The organism is Acidovorax sp. JHL-9, assembly GCF_000426205.1.
Classification (GTDB): domain Bacteria; phylum Pseudomonadota; class Gammaproteobacteria; order Burkholderiales; family Burkholderiaceae_C; genus Acidovorax; species Acidovorax soli.
Window position 1 is genome coordinate 57,410 of the sequence record NZ_AUEX01000015.1, and the last position, 14,371, is coordinate 71,780.

Genomic DNA, 14,371 nt, shown 5'->3' on the forward strand with positions numbered 1-14,371 from the left:
CTGAAGCTCAATAATTTCGGTGAAAAATTACAAGATTTTACGTATCAGGCGCTGGTGCTCGCACCCATTTCTTCCAGTTTGGCAGAAATTTCCAGCCAGCGTTCTTCCAGCCGTGCGGTTTCGTCGTGGCCGGTTTTCAGGCGCCGGCCCAGGTCGGCGATTTCCGCAGGCGGCAGCGCCTGGGTGAGGCGTGCTTCCAGGTCGGCCCGCTCGGCGACCAGGGCGGCCAGGCGCTGGTCAATCTGTTCGATTTCGCGTTTCAGGGGCCGCGTTTTCTCTGCCAGCTGTTGGCGTGCCTGGGCATCAAGCTTGCGCTGTTCCTTGGCATCCACGGCGGGTTTGGCCTCGTTTTGGCCTCTGGCGCTTGTCTGGTTTGTGCTGGCAGCTATGGAAACAGGAACGTCAACCGCCGCGGCAAAGGGCGCAGGCGCTGCGGCGGCCTTGAGTGCCGCGCTTTCTGCCGCCGCTTCGGTCTTGGCCAGTTCGCGCTGGCGCTTGGCTTCGTCGAGCAGGTAGCGCTGGTAATCGTCGAGGTCGCCATCAAACGGCCCCACGGCGCCACGCCCGACCATCCAGAACTCGTCGCACACGGCGCGCAGCAGGGCGCGGTCGTGGCTGACCAGCATGACGGTGCCTTCGAACTCGTTGAGCGCCATCGACAGCGCCTCGCGCGTGGCCAGATCGAGGTGGTTGGTGGGTTCGTCGAGCAGCAGCAGGTTGGGGCGCTGCCAGACGATCATGGCCAGCACCAGGCGGGCTTTTTCGCCGCCGCTCATGCTGCCCACGCTTTGCTTGACCATGTCGCCGGTGAAGTTGAACGTGCCCAGGTAGCTGCGCAGGTCTTGCTCGCGGCTGGATTCGCGGCTGTTGGGCCCCAGTTCGCGCGCCAGGCGGATCATGTGTTCCAGCGGGTTTTCGTGCGGGCGCAGCACGTCGAGTTCCTGCTGGGCAAAGTAGCCGATCGACAGGCCCTTGCCCTCGGTCACGGTGCCGGCCAGCGGCGCCATGGTGCGGGCGATGGTCTTGACCAGCGTGGATTTGCCCTGGCCGTTGGCGCCCAGGATACCGATGCGCTGGCCGGCCAGCACGCTGCGGCTGACGTTTTCCAGGATGGTGGTTTGCGTGCCATCTTCGGCGCGGTAGCCAAACGAGGCATCGCTGATGGCCAGCATCGGGTTGGGCAGGTTCTGTGGCTCCTTGAATTCGAAGGTGAATTCGGCGTCGGCCAGCACGGGGGCGATCTTTTCCATGCGGTCGAGCGCCTTGACCCGGCTTTGCGCCTGCTTGGCCTTGCTGGCCTTGGCCTTGAAGCGGTCGATGAACTTCTTGAGGTGGGCGATCTTTTCCTGCTGCTTGGCAAAGCTGGCCTGCTGCAATTCGAGCTGCTGGGCGCGCAGGTCTTCGAACTTGCTGTAGTTGCCGCCGTAGCGCGTGATCTGCGCGTTGTCGATGTGCATGGTGACGTTGGTCACGGCATCGAGGAACTCTCGGTCGTGGCTGATGACGATCATCGTGCCTTCGTAGCGCTTGAGCCAGGCCTCCAGCCAGACCAGGGCATCGAGGTCCAGGTGGTTGGTAGGCTCGTCGAGCAGCAGCAGATCGGACGGGCACATCAGCGCGCGCGCCAGCTGCAGGCGCATGCGCCAGCCACCCGAGAAGCTGTTGACGGGCTTGTCCAGCTCGGACACCTTGAAGCCCAGGCCCAGGATCAGCGCCTGCGCGCGTGGGATGGCGTCGTGGTCGCCGGCATCGGCCAGGTCGGTGTAGGCGTGGGCGATGGCCATGCCGTCGTCTTCGGCCTCGGCCTGGACCAGCTGGGCGCGCAACTCGACCAGGCGGGTGTCACCGCCGACGACGAAGTCGGTGGCGGACTCATCGGTTTCGGGCATGTTCTGCGCGACCTGCGCCATGCGCCACTGGGGCGGGATGTAGAAATCGCCCCCGTCTTCGTGCAGGGAGCCATTGAACAGGGCAAACAGGCTGGATTTGCCGGCGCCGTTGCGGCCCACCAGACCGACTTTTTCGCCGGGGTTGATGGTGGCGTTGACGCCATTGAGCAGCACCTTGGCGCTGCGGCGCAAGGTGACATTTTTAAGAGTGATCATCAGGAAGAGAAAAATGCAACCAAGGCCTGGCGTGTCACCAAAAGCACCTGGTCTTCGCCCGCGCTGGTATCTATCCAGTACACGGGCAGCTGCCCGAAGGCGGCTTCAAAGTGGGCGCGTTCGTTGCCGATTTCGAGAACGAGCACCGCATTTTCGCTCATGCGCGCGGGGGCGTCCTGCAGCAGCTGGCGAATGAAGTCCATGCCATCGGTGCCGCCCGCCAGGGCCAGGGCAGGCTCGGCCCGGTATTCGGCGGGCAGTTGCGCCATGCTGGCCGCGTTGACATAGGGCGGGTTGCACAGGATCAGGTCCCACGGGCCGGGCAGTTGGGCCAGGCCGTCCGACAGTTGCAGTGCGATGCGGTCCTGCAGGCCGTGCCGCTCCACATTGATACGGGCCACGGCCAGTGCATCGGGCGAGATGTCGGCGCCCGTGACCTCGACTTCGGGCCAGGCCATGGCCGCCAGCACGGCCAGGCTGCCGTTGCCGGTGCACAGGTCGAGCACGCGGCGCGTGTGCTCGCCCAGAAAATCATCGATGCTGCCATCGGCCAGCAGCTCGGCGATGAAGCTGCGCGGCACGATGGCGCGCTCGTCCACGTAAAACGGCACGCCCTGCAGCCAGGCCTCGCGGGTGAGGTAGGCAGCGGGCTTGCGGGTGCGGATGCGCTCACCAAAAAGTGCAGCCACCAGCGCCAGCTCATTGGGCGCTACAGGTCGATTTGCCACGGAACCAGGGCCAGCGTCCAGGTTGCTGTCGAGCGGCAGGCCCAGGCGCCACAGCACCAGCCAAGCGGCTTCGTCATGGGCGTTGGTGGTGCCGTGGCCGAAGGCAACGCCTGCGGCGGTGAGCAGATCGGCGCCGGACTGCACGAGTGCAGCCACGGTGGCACCTTGCAGCGCGGGCAGGGCGGCCAGGGCGGTGGCGCCGGTCATGCCGCGGCCGCCTGGGTGGCTGCGAGCGCCGGGTTGGCCAGCTGGTTCAGGTTTTCCAGGGTGCGGCGGTAGATGGCCTTGAGCGGTTCGATGTCGGCCACGACCACATGCTCGTCGATCTTGTGGATGCTGGCGTTGGGCGGGCCCAGTTCGATCACCTGCGGGCAGATCTGTGCGATGAAGCGGCCGTCGCTGGTGCCGCCGGTAGTGGACAGTTCCGTGGCCAAGCCGGTTTCGGCCAGGATGGCCTGCTGGACGGCCGTGACGAGATCGCCTGGCGTGGTCAGGAAAGGCTGGCCGCCCAGCGTCCATTGCAGGTCGTATTCGAGGCCATGGCGGTTGAGCAGGGTGTGCACGCGCTGCTTGAGCTTTTCGGCGGTGGATTCGGTGGAAAAACGGAAATTGAAGTCCACCACCACTTCGCCCGGGATCACATTGGTGGCGCCGGTGCCGCCGTGCATGTTGCTGATCTGCCAACTGGTGGGCGGAAAGAAGGCATTGCCCGGATCCCACTCGGTGGCGGCCATCTCGGCCAGCGCCGGCAGCGCCTGGTGGATGGGATTGCGTGCCAGCTGCGGATAGGCGATGTGGCCCTGGATGCCGCGCACGGTGAGCTTGCCGCTGAGCGTGCCGCGCCGGCCGTTCTTGATCATGTCGCCGGTCTTTTCGACGGACGTGGGTTCACCCACGATGCAGTAGTCGAGCGGCTCGCCGCGCGCCCGGAGTTGCTCCACCACCACCTTGGTGCCGTCCACCGATGGGCCTTCCTCGTCGCTGGTCAGCAAAAAGGCAATCGAGAGGTGCGGATCGGGGTGGGCGGCCAGGAATTCTTCCACCGCCACGACGAAGGCGGCGATGGAGGTTTTCATGTCGCTGGCGCCGCGGCCAAAAAGTTTGCCGTCCTTGTGCGTGGGCGTGAAGGGGTGGCTGCTCCACTGCGCCAGCGGGCCGGTGGGCACCACGTCGGTGTGCCCGGCAAATACGATGGTCTTTGCAGCCTGCTGCGCAGAGGGTGCAAGCGCTGCAGGCCGTTTGGCCCACAAATTGCTGACGCGGAAATGGTCGGGGCCGCTGTCCAGGCGTTCGCACACAAAACCCAGCGGGGCCAGGCGTGCCGCCAGCAGGGCAAGGCAGCCGGCGTCCTCCGGCGTGAGGGAGGGCAGGGAGATGAGCTGTTCGGCCAGGTGCAGGGTGCGGGACATCGGGGAGTTCAGGTGAGGCCGGCTCAGGCGGCTTTGACGTCCAGCACGATTTCGGTGAAAGAAGGCTGGTCGTCGGGGATGTCCCGCGCCTCTTTCTGGGCCCTGGCCGCGTTGGCAGCCAGGGCGAAGTCGTTTTGCAGACGCCACATGAGGTTGGTGGGCGAGTCGGCGTGGGCCAAGCCTTCCTTGCGGTCGATCTTGCCTTCCATGATGTGGTGGGCCAGGGCTTCCTCGAAGGTCTGCGAGCCTTCGGCCATGGATTTTTCCATGGCCTCCTTCACGCCCGAGAAGTCGCCCTTTTCCACCAGCTCGGAAACGAGCTTGGTGTTGAGCATGATTTCCACGGCGGGCACGCGGCCACCTGCCACCGTGCGCACCAGGCGCTGCGACACCACCGCCTTGAGCGCCGATGCCAGGTCACCCAGCATGGTGGGGCGCACCTCGACAGGGTAAAAGCTCAAAATCCGGTTGAGCGCGTGGTAGCTGTTGTTGCCGTGCAGCGTGGCCAGGCACAGGTGGCCAGACTGCGCATAGGCAATGGCCGCCGACATGGTTTCCCGGTCACGGATTTCGCCGATCAGGATCACATCGGGGGCCTGGCGCAGTGCGTTCTTGAGCGCCGTCTGCAGCGACTGGGTGTCGCTGCCGATCTCGCGCTGGTTCACGATCGATTTCTTGTTCTTGAACTGGTATTCCACCGGGTCCTCGATGGTGAGGATGTGCCCGGTCAGTTGTTCGTTGCGGCTGTCGATCATCGACGCCAGCGTGGTGCTCTTGCCCGAGCCGGTGGCGCCCACGACCAGGATGAGGCCGCGCTTTTCCATGATCAGTTCGCGCAGAACGGGCGGCAGACCCAGCGAACCGAGCTCGGGTATGTGCTGCGAGATGAAGCGGATCACCACCGCATAACTACCGCGTTGGCGCATGGCGCTGACACGGAAACGGCCCACACCGGTCAGCGGCACGCCCATGTTGAGTTCGCCGGTTTCTTCCAGCTCTTCGATGCGGTCCGGTGGCACCACCTCGGAGAGCAGGTTGCGCGGCGCGTCGGGCGGCAGGATCTGGTTGTTGATCGGCACGCATTCGCCGTTGATCTTGATCAGCGCTGGCGCGTTGGCCGACAGATAGACATCGGAGGCCTTCTTCTCCGCCATCAGGTGCAGGATTCGTTCCATCGTGCTCATGGTGTTTCCCTCTCGTTGTTCGTGTCGGCTGTGGCGGCAATTGCGCTGGCGTGGGCGGTCAGCCGCGCTCAGTCGCGCAGCAGGTCATTGAGGCTGGTTGTCGAGCGGGTCTTGGCATCCACCTTCTTGACGATGATGGCGGCGTACATGCTGTACTTGCCGCCTTCCTTGGGCAGGCTGCCGCTGATGACCACCGAGCCGGCGGGCACGCGGCCGTAGCTGATTTCGCCGGTGGAGCGGTCATAGATCGGGGTGCTCTGGCCGAGGTACACGCCCATGCTGATGACGGAGTTTTCTTCCACGATCACGCCCTCGACCACTTCGGAGCGGGCACCGATGAAGCAGTTGTCTTCGATGATGGTGGGGTTGGCCTGCAGCGGCTCGAGCACGCCGCCCAGGCCCACGCCGCCCGACAGGTGCACGTTCTTGCCCACCTGCGCGCAGCTGCCCACGGTGGCCCAGGTATCGACCATCGTGCCTTCATCGACATAGGCGCCGATGTTCACGTAGGACGGCATCAGGATGGCACCCTTGGCGATGAAGCTGCCACGGCGTGCCACGGCCGGGGGCACGACGCGCACGCCCGTGGCGGCCATTTCGTCGGCGCTGAGGTTGCCGAACTTGGTGGGCACCTTGTCGTAAAACCCCAGGTCGCCGGCCTCGATGAGTTCGTTGTCCTTGAGGCGGAACGACAGCAGCACGGCCTTCTTGATCCATTGGTGCACGGTCCATTGGCCCACGCCTTCGCGGGTGGCGACGCGCAGCTTGCCATTGTTGAGCTCGGAAATCACATGCTCGACTGCGTCCTGCACTTCTTTGGGAGCGGAGGCGGGCGAGAGGTTGGCGCGGTTGTCCCAGGCGTTGTCGATGAGGGTCTGGAGTTGTTGGGTCATGGTGTCAGGCAGTACGGGATTGGATGAATTGGACGATGCGCAGCGCGGCTTCCACGCATTCTTCGGTATCGGCCACCAGGGCCATGCGCACGCGCTGGGCGCCGGGGTTGCTGCCCTGGGCCTCGCGGGCCAGGTAGCAGCCCGGCAGCACGGTGACATTGTATTGAGCCAGCAAGGCCTGGGCGAACTCGGTGTCGCTCATGCCCAGGGCCTCGGGCACCCTGGCCCAGAGGTAAAAACCGGCGTCAGGCAAGGAGACATCCATCACGCCGGCGAGCAGGGGCGTGACCTGCGCAAACTTCTTGCGGTAGAGCGTGCGGTTTTCCAGCACATGCTGCTCATCGCTCCAGGCGGCGATGCTGGCGGCCTGCACCACCGGACCCATGGCGCTGCCGTGGTAGGTGCGGTACAGCAAGAAGGCCTTCATCAGGGCGGCATCACCGGCCACAAAGCCGCTGCGCAGCCCCGGCACATTGCTGCGCTTGGACAGGCTGGTGAAGGACACCAGGTTCTTGAAGTCGCTGCGCCCCAGTTGGGCGGCCGCCTGCAGCCCCCCCAGCGGGGGCTCGTCGCGGAAGTAGATCTCGCTGTAACACTCGTCCGAGGCGATGACGAAGCCATGGCGGTCGCTCAGCTCGAACAGCTTTTGCCATTCGGACAGCGGCATCACGGCGCCTGTCGGGTTGCCGGGCGAGCAGACAAACAGCAACTGCGTGCGCTGCCACACCGCTTCGGGCACGCTGTCCCAGTCCACCGCAAAATTGCGGGCCGGGTCGCTGGGGGCGTAATAGGGCGTTGCGCCGGCCAGCACGGCCGCGCCTTCGTAGATTTGATAGAACGGATTGGGGCAAACCACCACGGGCTGGCCTTGGGACGGGTCGATCACGGTCTGGGCAAAGGCAAACAGGGCTTCGCGCGATCCGTTCACGGGCAGTACCTGGGTGCCGGCATCCACGGCCAGGCTGTAGCGTTTCGACAGCCAGGCAGAAAACGCCTCGCGCAGGCGCAACTCGCCCGCCGTCGCTGGATAGCTGGCCAGCCCGCCCAGGCTGGCGCTGATGGCATCCTTGATGAACTGCGGCGTGGGGTGGCGCGGCTCACCCATGCCCAGGCTGATCGGACTCAAGGCCGCAGGGGGAGTAATCCCCGCAAAAAGCTGTCGCAGCCGCTCGAATGGGTAGGGCTGCAGATGGGAAAGCAGGGGATTCATGGGGCTGCATTATGGGCGATGCATTGCCCACGTTAACCGTGCCGCCACGCTGCAAAGAGGATCACCAAAGGAAAACCCATGAAGCCTGCATGTGTCAATCCGGTGTCAGTGGTGCTGTGTTGCCAATGTCTACCAGAGCCTGGCGGCCCGCTGAGGTGCCGCTATTTCGGCTGCAGCGGGGCGTGCAACACGCGCCTCATCGCGCGGCAGGGCCTCGCCGCTGCCGTGCGCGGGCCATGGCCGCTGCGATGGCGGCCTGGCGTGCCTCCTGCGCCGTCGAGACTGGCGAAGCCAGTGCAACGCCCGCACCAGAGAGGAGGGGCGTGCCATCATCTGGCCCGGCCTCGGGTGGTTCGGCTTCGGTCTGCGCCAGCCGCTGCTGGCGCGCGGTGTAGCGCTGGCGTGCGGCGTCGGCCTGGGCCTGGGTCCAGGCGGCCCAGCCGGTAGTGCTGCCACTGGCATTTTCCAACTGGATGCAGTCCACGGGGCACACCGGAATGCACAACTCGCAACCCGTGCAATGGGCTGGCATCACGGTGTGCATCAGCTTGTTGGCGCCCACGATGGCATCGGTGGGGCAGGCCTTGATGCACAGGGTGCAGCCAATGCACCAGTTCTCGTCGATGACGGCCACTGTGCGCGGGGCTTCCAGTCCGTGGTCTGGATGGAGCGGCTGCATGGCCTGGCCTGTGATGGCCGCCAACCGGGCCACCCCCTCCAACCCGCCCGGGGGGCACTGGTTGATGGATGCGACTCCTTCGGCAATGGCCTGCGCATAACTGGCGCAGTCGGGGTAGCCGCAGCGGGTGCACTGCGTCTGGGGCAGGGCCGCGTTGATGCGCTCTGCCAGTTCGTCCACGTTCAGCCGCAAGCCAGGCATCAGGCCTTGCGTGCTGTGGAGCGCTTGGCGCCAGGCGTTGCTGGCGCTGGCGCTGCGGTCGTGGCGATGGCGTCGCTGCCCGCAGGCTTCACCCACCGGGTGGCCACACCGGCCGGTGCCGGATTTGAGCGGGCTACCTCCGCGGCCTTGGGCGCAGCGGCCTTGGCAGGCCGCGGGGCAGGGGCCGACTTTGCGGGGCGAGCGCTGGTGGACTGCGGAGCCGCTTTGGCAGCCGCTTTCATCGGCGCGGCAGGTGCCACCTCGGGGGCGCTCGGTGCGGGTGCTGCGCTGACCGACATGGCAGGTTCGCAGGCCGGTGCGGGCGTGGAGGGTCGGGCCCGGGGTGTATCGTGCTGCTGGATGAAGGCGCGTACCTTGGGATACACGATCTCGCGCCAGCGGCGACCGCTGAAAATGCCGTAGTGGCCCGCACCCTTGACTTCGAGGTGGTGCTGCTCCTTGCGCTCGATGCCCGTGCACAGGTCGTGCGCGGCCTCCGTCTGGCCCGAGCCGGAGATGTCGTCGAGTTCGCCCTCTACCGTGAACAGCGCGGTGGTGGTGATGTCCTGCGGGCGCACGCGCTCGATCTTGCCTTCGGGCGAACGCACATCCCAGGTGCCGTTGACAAGGCTGTAGTCCTGGAACACGGTCTTGATGGTTTCCAGGTAGTAGTCCGCATCCATGTCCAGCACGGCGTTGTATTCGTCGTAGAACTTGCGATGGGCCTCGGCGCTGGCGTCGTCGCCCTTGATCAGGTCCTTGAAATAGTCGTAATGGCTGGTGGCATGGCGGTCGGGGTTCATGGCCACAAAGCCGGTGTACTGGAGGAAACCGGGGTACACGAGGCGGCCGGCGCCAGGCAAGTTGTCGGGCACCCGGAAGATCACGTTGTTTTCAAACCACTCGTAGCTGCGGTTCGTGGCCAGGTTGTTCACCGTGGTGGGCGACTTGCGTGCATCGATGGGGCCACCCATCATGGTCATGGTGATGGGGGTGGTCTCGCCCCGGCTAGCCATCAGCGACACGGCGGCCAGCACCGGCACGGTGGGCTGGCAGACACTGATCACATGGCAGTTGCCATAGATGCCCTGCAGGTGGCGAATGAACTCCTGCACATAGTTCACATAGTCGTCGAGGTGGAACTCCCCTTCGGACAGGGGCACCAGGCGGGCACTGCGCCAGTCGGTGATGTAGACCTTGTGGTCCTTGAGCATGGTGCGCACGGTGTCGCGCAGCAAGGTGGCGTAGTGGCCCGACAGCGGCGCCACGATCAGCACCACGGGCTGGGTCTTGAGCTTGATCAGCGTGGCCGGATTGTCCGAGAAGCGCTTGAAGCGGCGCAGTTCGCAAAAGGGCTTGTTGATCTCGACGCGCTCATGGATGGCCACGCCAACGCCGTCCACATCCACCGTGGGGATGTCGAAATCCGGTTTTTCATAGCCCTTGCCCAGGCGGTAGAGCAGGTCGTAGCCGGCAGAAACGCGCTGCGCGAGCGGCATTTGGCTCAGGAAAGAGGAGGGGTGGCTGTACAGCTTGGAGGCCGCTTGGGCAAATTCGGCAAAGGGCTCCATCAGGGAGCGTTGGGTTTCGTAGATCTGATAGAGCATGGGGTGAAACTCCGTTATGTTGCAGTGCAATATAACAGCAACTCGTTACGAGTGTCTGGAGTGAAACCACCAATCCGGAGTCACCTGGGCGACAAGCCGGTGACATGGGGGAATGGCCTGTTTTCTTTGTCTCTGATGCTATAAAAACTATAGCTTTATGTGCAATGCTGTTAATTGCCGACAGCAATTTTATTCTGGTTTTTTCGCATGCAACCTGGTGGCGCCGGGGCGCGCTGCTGTCTTTGCCTGGCTCAAGGGCTTCCGTGCTCCTGCAGCCAGGCTTCGAAGCTTTCCCGCGCCACGTTGCGCAGGGCCGGGCGGAACGCGGTGCTGTTACTGAGGTACAGGCAGTGGCGGATCACGGTGTAGGGGTTGAAGCTTCCCTGCGGGTTCTGTTCTTCAAAGTGCAGCTTGTAGCGCTTGACCACGGCAATGGTTTCACGCAGCAGCGCATTGAAACGCGCGCGCGTCATGCGGGGCGACCAGCTCTGGATGTCGTCCACGAAACTGTCCACCTTGTAGGGTTCGAACTCGAAATCCTTGAAGAAGTGGTTGGCAATCTTGAGGAAGGTGAAGGCGTTGAGCTCGCTGCCGGGGGGCGCTACCTTGTCTGCCACCTGCGCTCCGGCCTCCGGCAGGACTTCGGCGGTTTCGTCGGGCGCCTCCAGCAACTCGGCTGCGGTGGCGTCGCGGATCTGGCGAAACTCGCGGTCGGCCAGCTCGAACAGCGCCGACAGCACATTGATGCGGCGCTTGAGCTGGCCAGGAATCGATTTCTTGTACTTGATCTTGTGGTCCAGCACGCTCCACGAGTCCTGGATGATGGTGCGCACCTGCAACTCGAAAGCATGGTCCGCGCAGGCGGCATGCTCGGGCAATGCCCGCCGGGCAGCGTTGAGCCGCAGGTCCAGGTGCAGGCCCTTGTAGCCAAACGAGGCCTCGGTGCCTTCCACGGCCGCCACCTTGTCGGTGACATCCATCACGTCAAAGTGCGAGCGCACGAGGCGGGCCACCTTGTCGATCTCGTCTTCATACAGGCAAACCACGCGCACCCCGATCAGGTCGGTGATGTAGGGGGCAATCTCATAGGGCTGGTTGGCTTCTTCCAGCATCGGCCGGTACTTGCGTGTGAATTTACGGATGGACTCTTCCTTGTCCTTCACGCGCCCCTCGATCTTGGACACATCCACCTGCCCTGAGGGGGGCAGCAAGGCCGTGAGCAGGGCGACGAAGGACGCGCAGGCCTCCTGCAAACGGGGCAGATTCTGCGCATGGAAGGTATGGAAGCGGGCTTCTTCCCGTTCAAAGTCAAGCGACGGCATAGGGGGCTTTCGAATGCACCTGTACCCCGGATCGTAAGGCCCGCATGCCCTGTGTGGCTGTCGGGGGGGCGGATCTGTTGCCTTGTTTGCATATCGCCACAGGGCAGGGGCAATTCGCGGGGCGCAGACAAATACCTAGGGCCGCGAACTGTCAGCTTGCCCATAATGGCGCCAGGCAGTTTGGGCGTGTGCGCGCCACGGGAATCAGCGGACGGCCTGTCGTGCATTACAACCACCCATTTTTAGATCCATGAGTCAGCCCCACCAGCCCGGCAAGCTACCCGACACCGAAGGCCGCTGGCATCTGCTTGCACTGTTGGGCCCGGTGCTGGCGATTTTTTTGCTGGGGCTCACGTTCCTGTATTGGCAGGCCGCCGAGCGGGAGGCGGGGGCCAAAAGGCAGCAGGCGTTTACCGCCTCGGTGGCCCGCATCGTGGACAGCCTCAAGGACCGGATGGCCACCTACGAGTTGCTGTTGCGTGGTGTCAAGGGCTACTACGACGGCTCCAATGACATCGATCGCGACGAGTTCCAAGCTTATGTGGGGGCGCTGCGCCTGTCGGAAAGCCGACCCGGTCTGCAGGGCCTGGCGTATGCGCTGGACTTGCCGGCCGACCAGTTGGGCGTCCATACGGCGCAAATCCGCGCACGCGGCTCTTCTTCCTACACCGTGCATCCGGCGGGCGCACGCGCACGCTACACACCCCTCACCCACATCGAGCCCCAGTCCAGCGACAACCTCAAGGTGCTGGGGTTTGATATCTCCACCGTGCCGGCTGCCCGGGAGGCGCTGGACCGTGCACGCGACACCGGACAACTGGCGCTGACCTCCCGGCTCCAGCTGCAGCAGGATGTGGGCCGCGATGCCGTCACCGGGCTGGTCATGTACCTGCCCATCTACCAAGGGGATGCCGACCTGGCCTCGGTCGAAGGCCGCCGGCGTGGCATCGTGGGCTGGGTGTCGGCCCCTTTTCGCATGTCCGAGCTGCTGCGGGGGATGGCGCAGCAGCTGGACTCGGACATCGATCTTGCCATCTACGACGGCAACCCGCAGGCCGGGGGCGGTCTGCTGCACGGGCGCGCGAACCTCCCTGCCGCTCCGGAAGGCGCGCCGCCGGGCCTGCGTGCTAGCCGCACAATGGCGCTGGGTGGGCGCACCTGGACACTGGTGATGCAGCCGCTGCCGGCTTTCGAGCAGCGCTTTGAAGACCCGGACAACGGCCTGTTTGCCGCCATGGGCGCTGCCCTGAGTCTGCTGGTGGGCGGACTGATCTGGGTGACGGTTACGGGCCGCGAGCGTGCCATGGGGCTGGCCCGCAGCATGACGCAGGCGCTGCGCAGCACCCGAGACGACCTGGAAAGCATCCTCAACGCTGTTCCCGACCTGTTGTTCGAGGTGGGGCTGGATGGGTACATCCACCACTACCGCGCGGCGCATTCGGCGCAATTGGTTGCACCACCCGAGATGTTTCTGGGCCGGAAGATGGAGGAGTTCCTGCCGCCCGAAGCGGCTGCAGGGTGGCGGGTGGCACTGCAGGCGGCCCACGACACGGGCTATTCGACCGGCCACCAGTACCACCTCGAGCTGGGGCACCAGACCCACTGGTTCGAGCTGTCCATCGCCCGCAAGGAAAGCACCACACCGGGGCAGGAGCCACGTTTCATCGCCTTGTCCCGCGACATCACGCAACGCAAGCTGGCCGAAGCCCGCACGCACCAGCTCGCTTACTTTGACGCACTGACCGGCCTTCCCAACCGCCGCATGCTGCTGGACCGCATGGACCATGCCCTGGCCTCGGCACGCAAATCGGGGCAGGTGGGGGGCTTGTTGTACATCGATCTGGACGACTTCAAGCAGATCAACGACGCCCGCGGACATTCGCTGGGAGATGAGCTGCTCAAGCAGGTGGCGCAGCGCCTCACGCAGTTGCTGCGTCCCGGCGACACCGTCGCGCGCACGGGGGGGGACGAGTTCGTGATGCTCGTCAACGGCATAGCGACCGACATGGAATCCGCCGGGCGCAGCGCCCTGCTGGCGGCCGAGGCCGTGCGCAGGGCGCTGGAGGCGCCCTACACCATAGACACCCACCTGTACAGCAGCACGGGCAGCATTGGCATCACCCTTTTTCCCAAGCGCGGTGAGGAGGTCGAGGACCTGCTGCGCGAGGCCGACACCGCCATGTACCGTGCCAAGGATCTGGGGCGCAACCGCATCCGCTTTTATGAAGCTGACATGCAGGCCGACGTGCAGGAGCGCCTGGCGCTGGAGCAGGACCTGAAAAAAGCCAGCACCGAAGGCCAGCTGGCAGCCTTCGTGCAGTCGCAGGTGGACGCGTCGGGCGCGGTGGTCGGCGGCGAGCTGCTCATGCGCTGGAACCACCCGGTGCGGGGCAACGTGCCGCCCAGCCGCTTCATTCCGGTGGCGGAATCCTCAGGGCTGATACTGCGCCTGGGCGACTGGATGATCCTGCAAGCCTGCGAGACGCTGGCACGCCTGCACGCAGCGGGGCAGGATCTTTCGATATCGGTCAACGTGAGCGAGCGCCAGTTCCGCCAGGACGACTTCGTTGAGCGCGTGCGCGACGTGCTCGCGCAGACTGGCGCCCCTGCGGCCCAGCTCATTCTGGAAGTCACCGAAAGCCTGCTGATCGAACACCTCGACGACACCATCGCCCGCATGACCGAGCTGGGCCAGCTCGGCGTGCGCTTCTCGATCGACGACTTTGGCACCGGCTATTCCAGCCTGGCCTACCTCAAGCGCCTGCCCCTGTTCGAGCTGAAGATCGACAAGAGCTTTGTGCAGGACACCCCCGACGACCCGAGCGACACCGCCATCGTACAGTCCATCATTTCGGTGGCAAGGCACCTCAAGCTGCGCGTGGTGGCCGAGGGCGTGGAAACACGCGCCCAGGCCGACTTTCTGGTCAGCAGCCATTGCGACTGCCTGCAGGGTTACCTGTTTTCCCGGCCAGAACCTCTGCAAGGATGGCTTGCGCGCCAGCTGGGCGGCGTGTAGGAACAGGTTCCAGGTGC

Annotated in this window: 10 protein-coding genes; 1 reads left to right on the forward strand and 9 read right to left on the reverse strand. The window is 64.8% G+C overall.

Translation table 11 applies throughout. The features are described 5' to 3' along the window. Positions 1-44 precede the first annotated feature (44 nt). From K225_RS0111480 to K225_RS0111520, 9 genes are all read right to left on the reverse strand, one after another. A complete protein-coding gene (locus tag K225_RS0111480; protein WP_026436548.1) occupies positions 45-2,105 on the reverse strand; it encodes an ABC-F family ATP-binding cassette domain-containing protein in 2,061 nt (686 codons plus the stop codon). Continuing rightward, complete coding sequence (gene prmB / locus K225_RS0111485) at positions 2,105-3,040, reverse strand: 50S ribosomal protein L3 N(5)-glutamine methyltransferase (RefSeq protein WP_051248891.1); 936 nt, start codon at positions 3,038-3,040, stop codon at positions 2,105-2,107. The genes K225_RS0111480 and prmB overlap by 1 nt, the downstream gene beginning before the upstream one ends. Then, a complete protein-coding gene (gene dapE / locus K225_RS0111490) occupies positions 3,037-4,242 on the reverse strand; it encodes a succinyl-diaminopimelate desuccinylase (RefSeq protein WP_026436550.1) in 1,206 nt (401 codons plus the stop codon). Before dapE ends, prmB begins: the two co-directional genes overlap by 4 nt. Positions 4,243-4,265: 23 nt before the next feature. Continuing rightward, entirely contained in the window at positions 4,266-5,426 is a 1,161-nt protein-coding gene (locus tag K225_RS0111495) for a PilT/PilU family type 4a pilus ATPase (protein ID WP_026436551.1), read from the reverse strand. 68 nt (positions 5,427-5,494) lie between these two features. Continuing rightward, a complete protein-coding gene (gene dapD, locus K225_RS0111500; protein WP_026436552.1) occupies positions 5,495-6,319 on the reverse strand; it encodes a 2,3,4,5-tetrahydropyridine-2,6-dicarboxylate N-succinyltransferase in 825 nt (274 codons plus the stop codon). Between the two features lie 4 nt (positions 6,320-6,323). Continuing rightward, complete coding sequence (dapC, locus tag K225_RS0111505; protein ID WP_026436553.1) at positions 6,324-7,529, reverse strand: succinyldiaminopimelate transaminase; 1,206 nt, start codon at positions 7,527-7,529, stop codon at positions 6,324-6,326. Between the two features lie 196 nt (positions 7,530-7,725). Next, positions 7,726-8,409: an electron transport complex subunit RsxB gene (gene rsxB / locus K225_RS0111510; protein ID WP_034712498.1), complete on the reverse strand. Its 684-nt coding sequence runs from the start codon at positions 8,407-8,409 to the stop codon at positions 7,726-7,728. Further along, the gene (locus K225_RS20735) at positions 8,409-10,016 is read right to left on the reverse strand and encodes a polyhydroxyalkanoate depolymerase (RefSeq protein ID WP_034712501.1); all 1,608 of its coding nucleotides are present in this window, start codon (positions 10,014-10,016) and stop codon (positions 8,409-8,411) included. The genes rsxB and K225_RS20735 overlap by 1 nt, the downstream gene beginning before the upstream one ends. Positions 10,017-10,267: 251 nt before the next feature. Further along, positions 10,268-11,338, reverse strand: a complete 1,071-nt coding sequence (locus K225_RS0111520; protein ID WP_026436555.1) for a GTP pyrophosphokinase family protein — start codon at positions 11,336-11,338, stop codon at positions 10,268-10,270. A gap of 250 nt (positions 11,339-11,588) precedes the next feature. On the opposite strand from K225_RS0111520, the gene K225_RS0111525 reads away from it, so the two are divergent. Further along, positions 11,589-14,354 carry an EAL domain-containing protein gene (locus tag K225_RS0111525; RefSeq protein WP_034712504.1) on the forward strand — a complete coding sequence of 922 codons (2,766 nt, stop codon included), beginning with the start codon at positions 11,589-11,591 and terminating at the stop codon, positions 14,352-14,354. Positions 14,355-14,371: the final 17 nt, after the last annotated feature.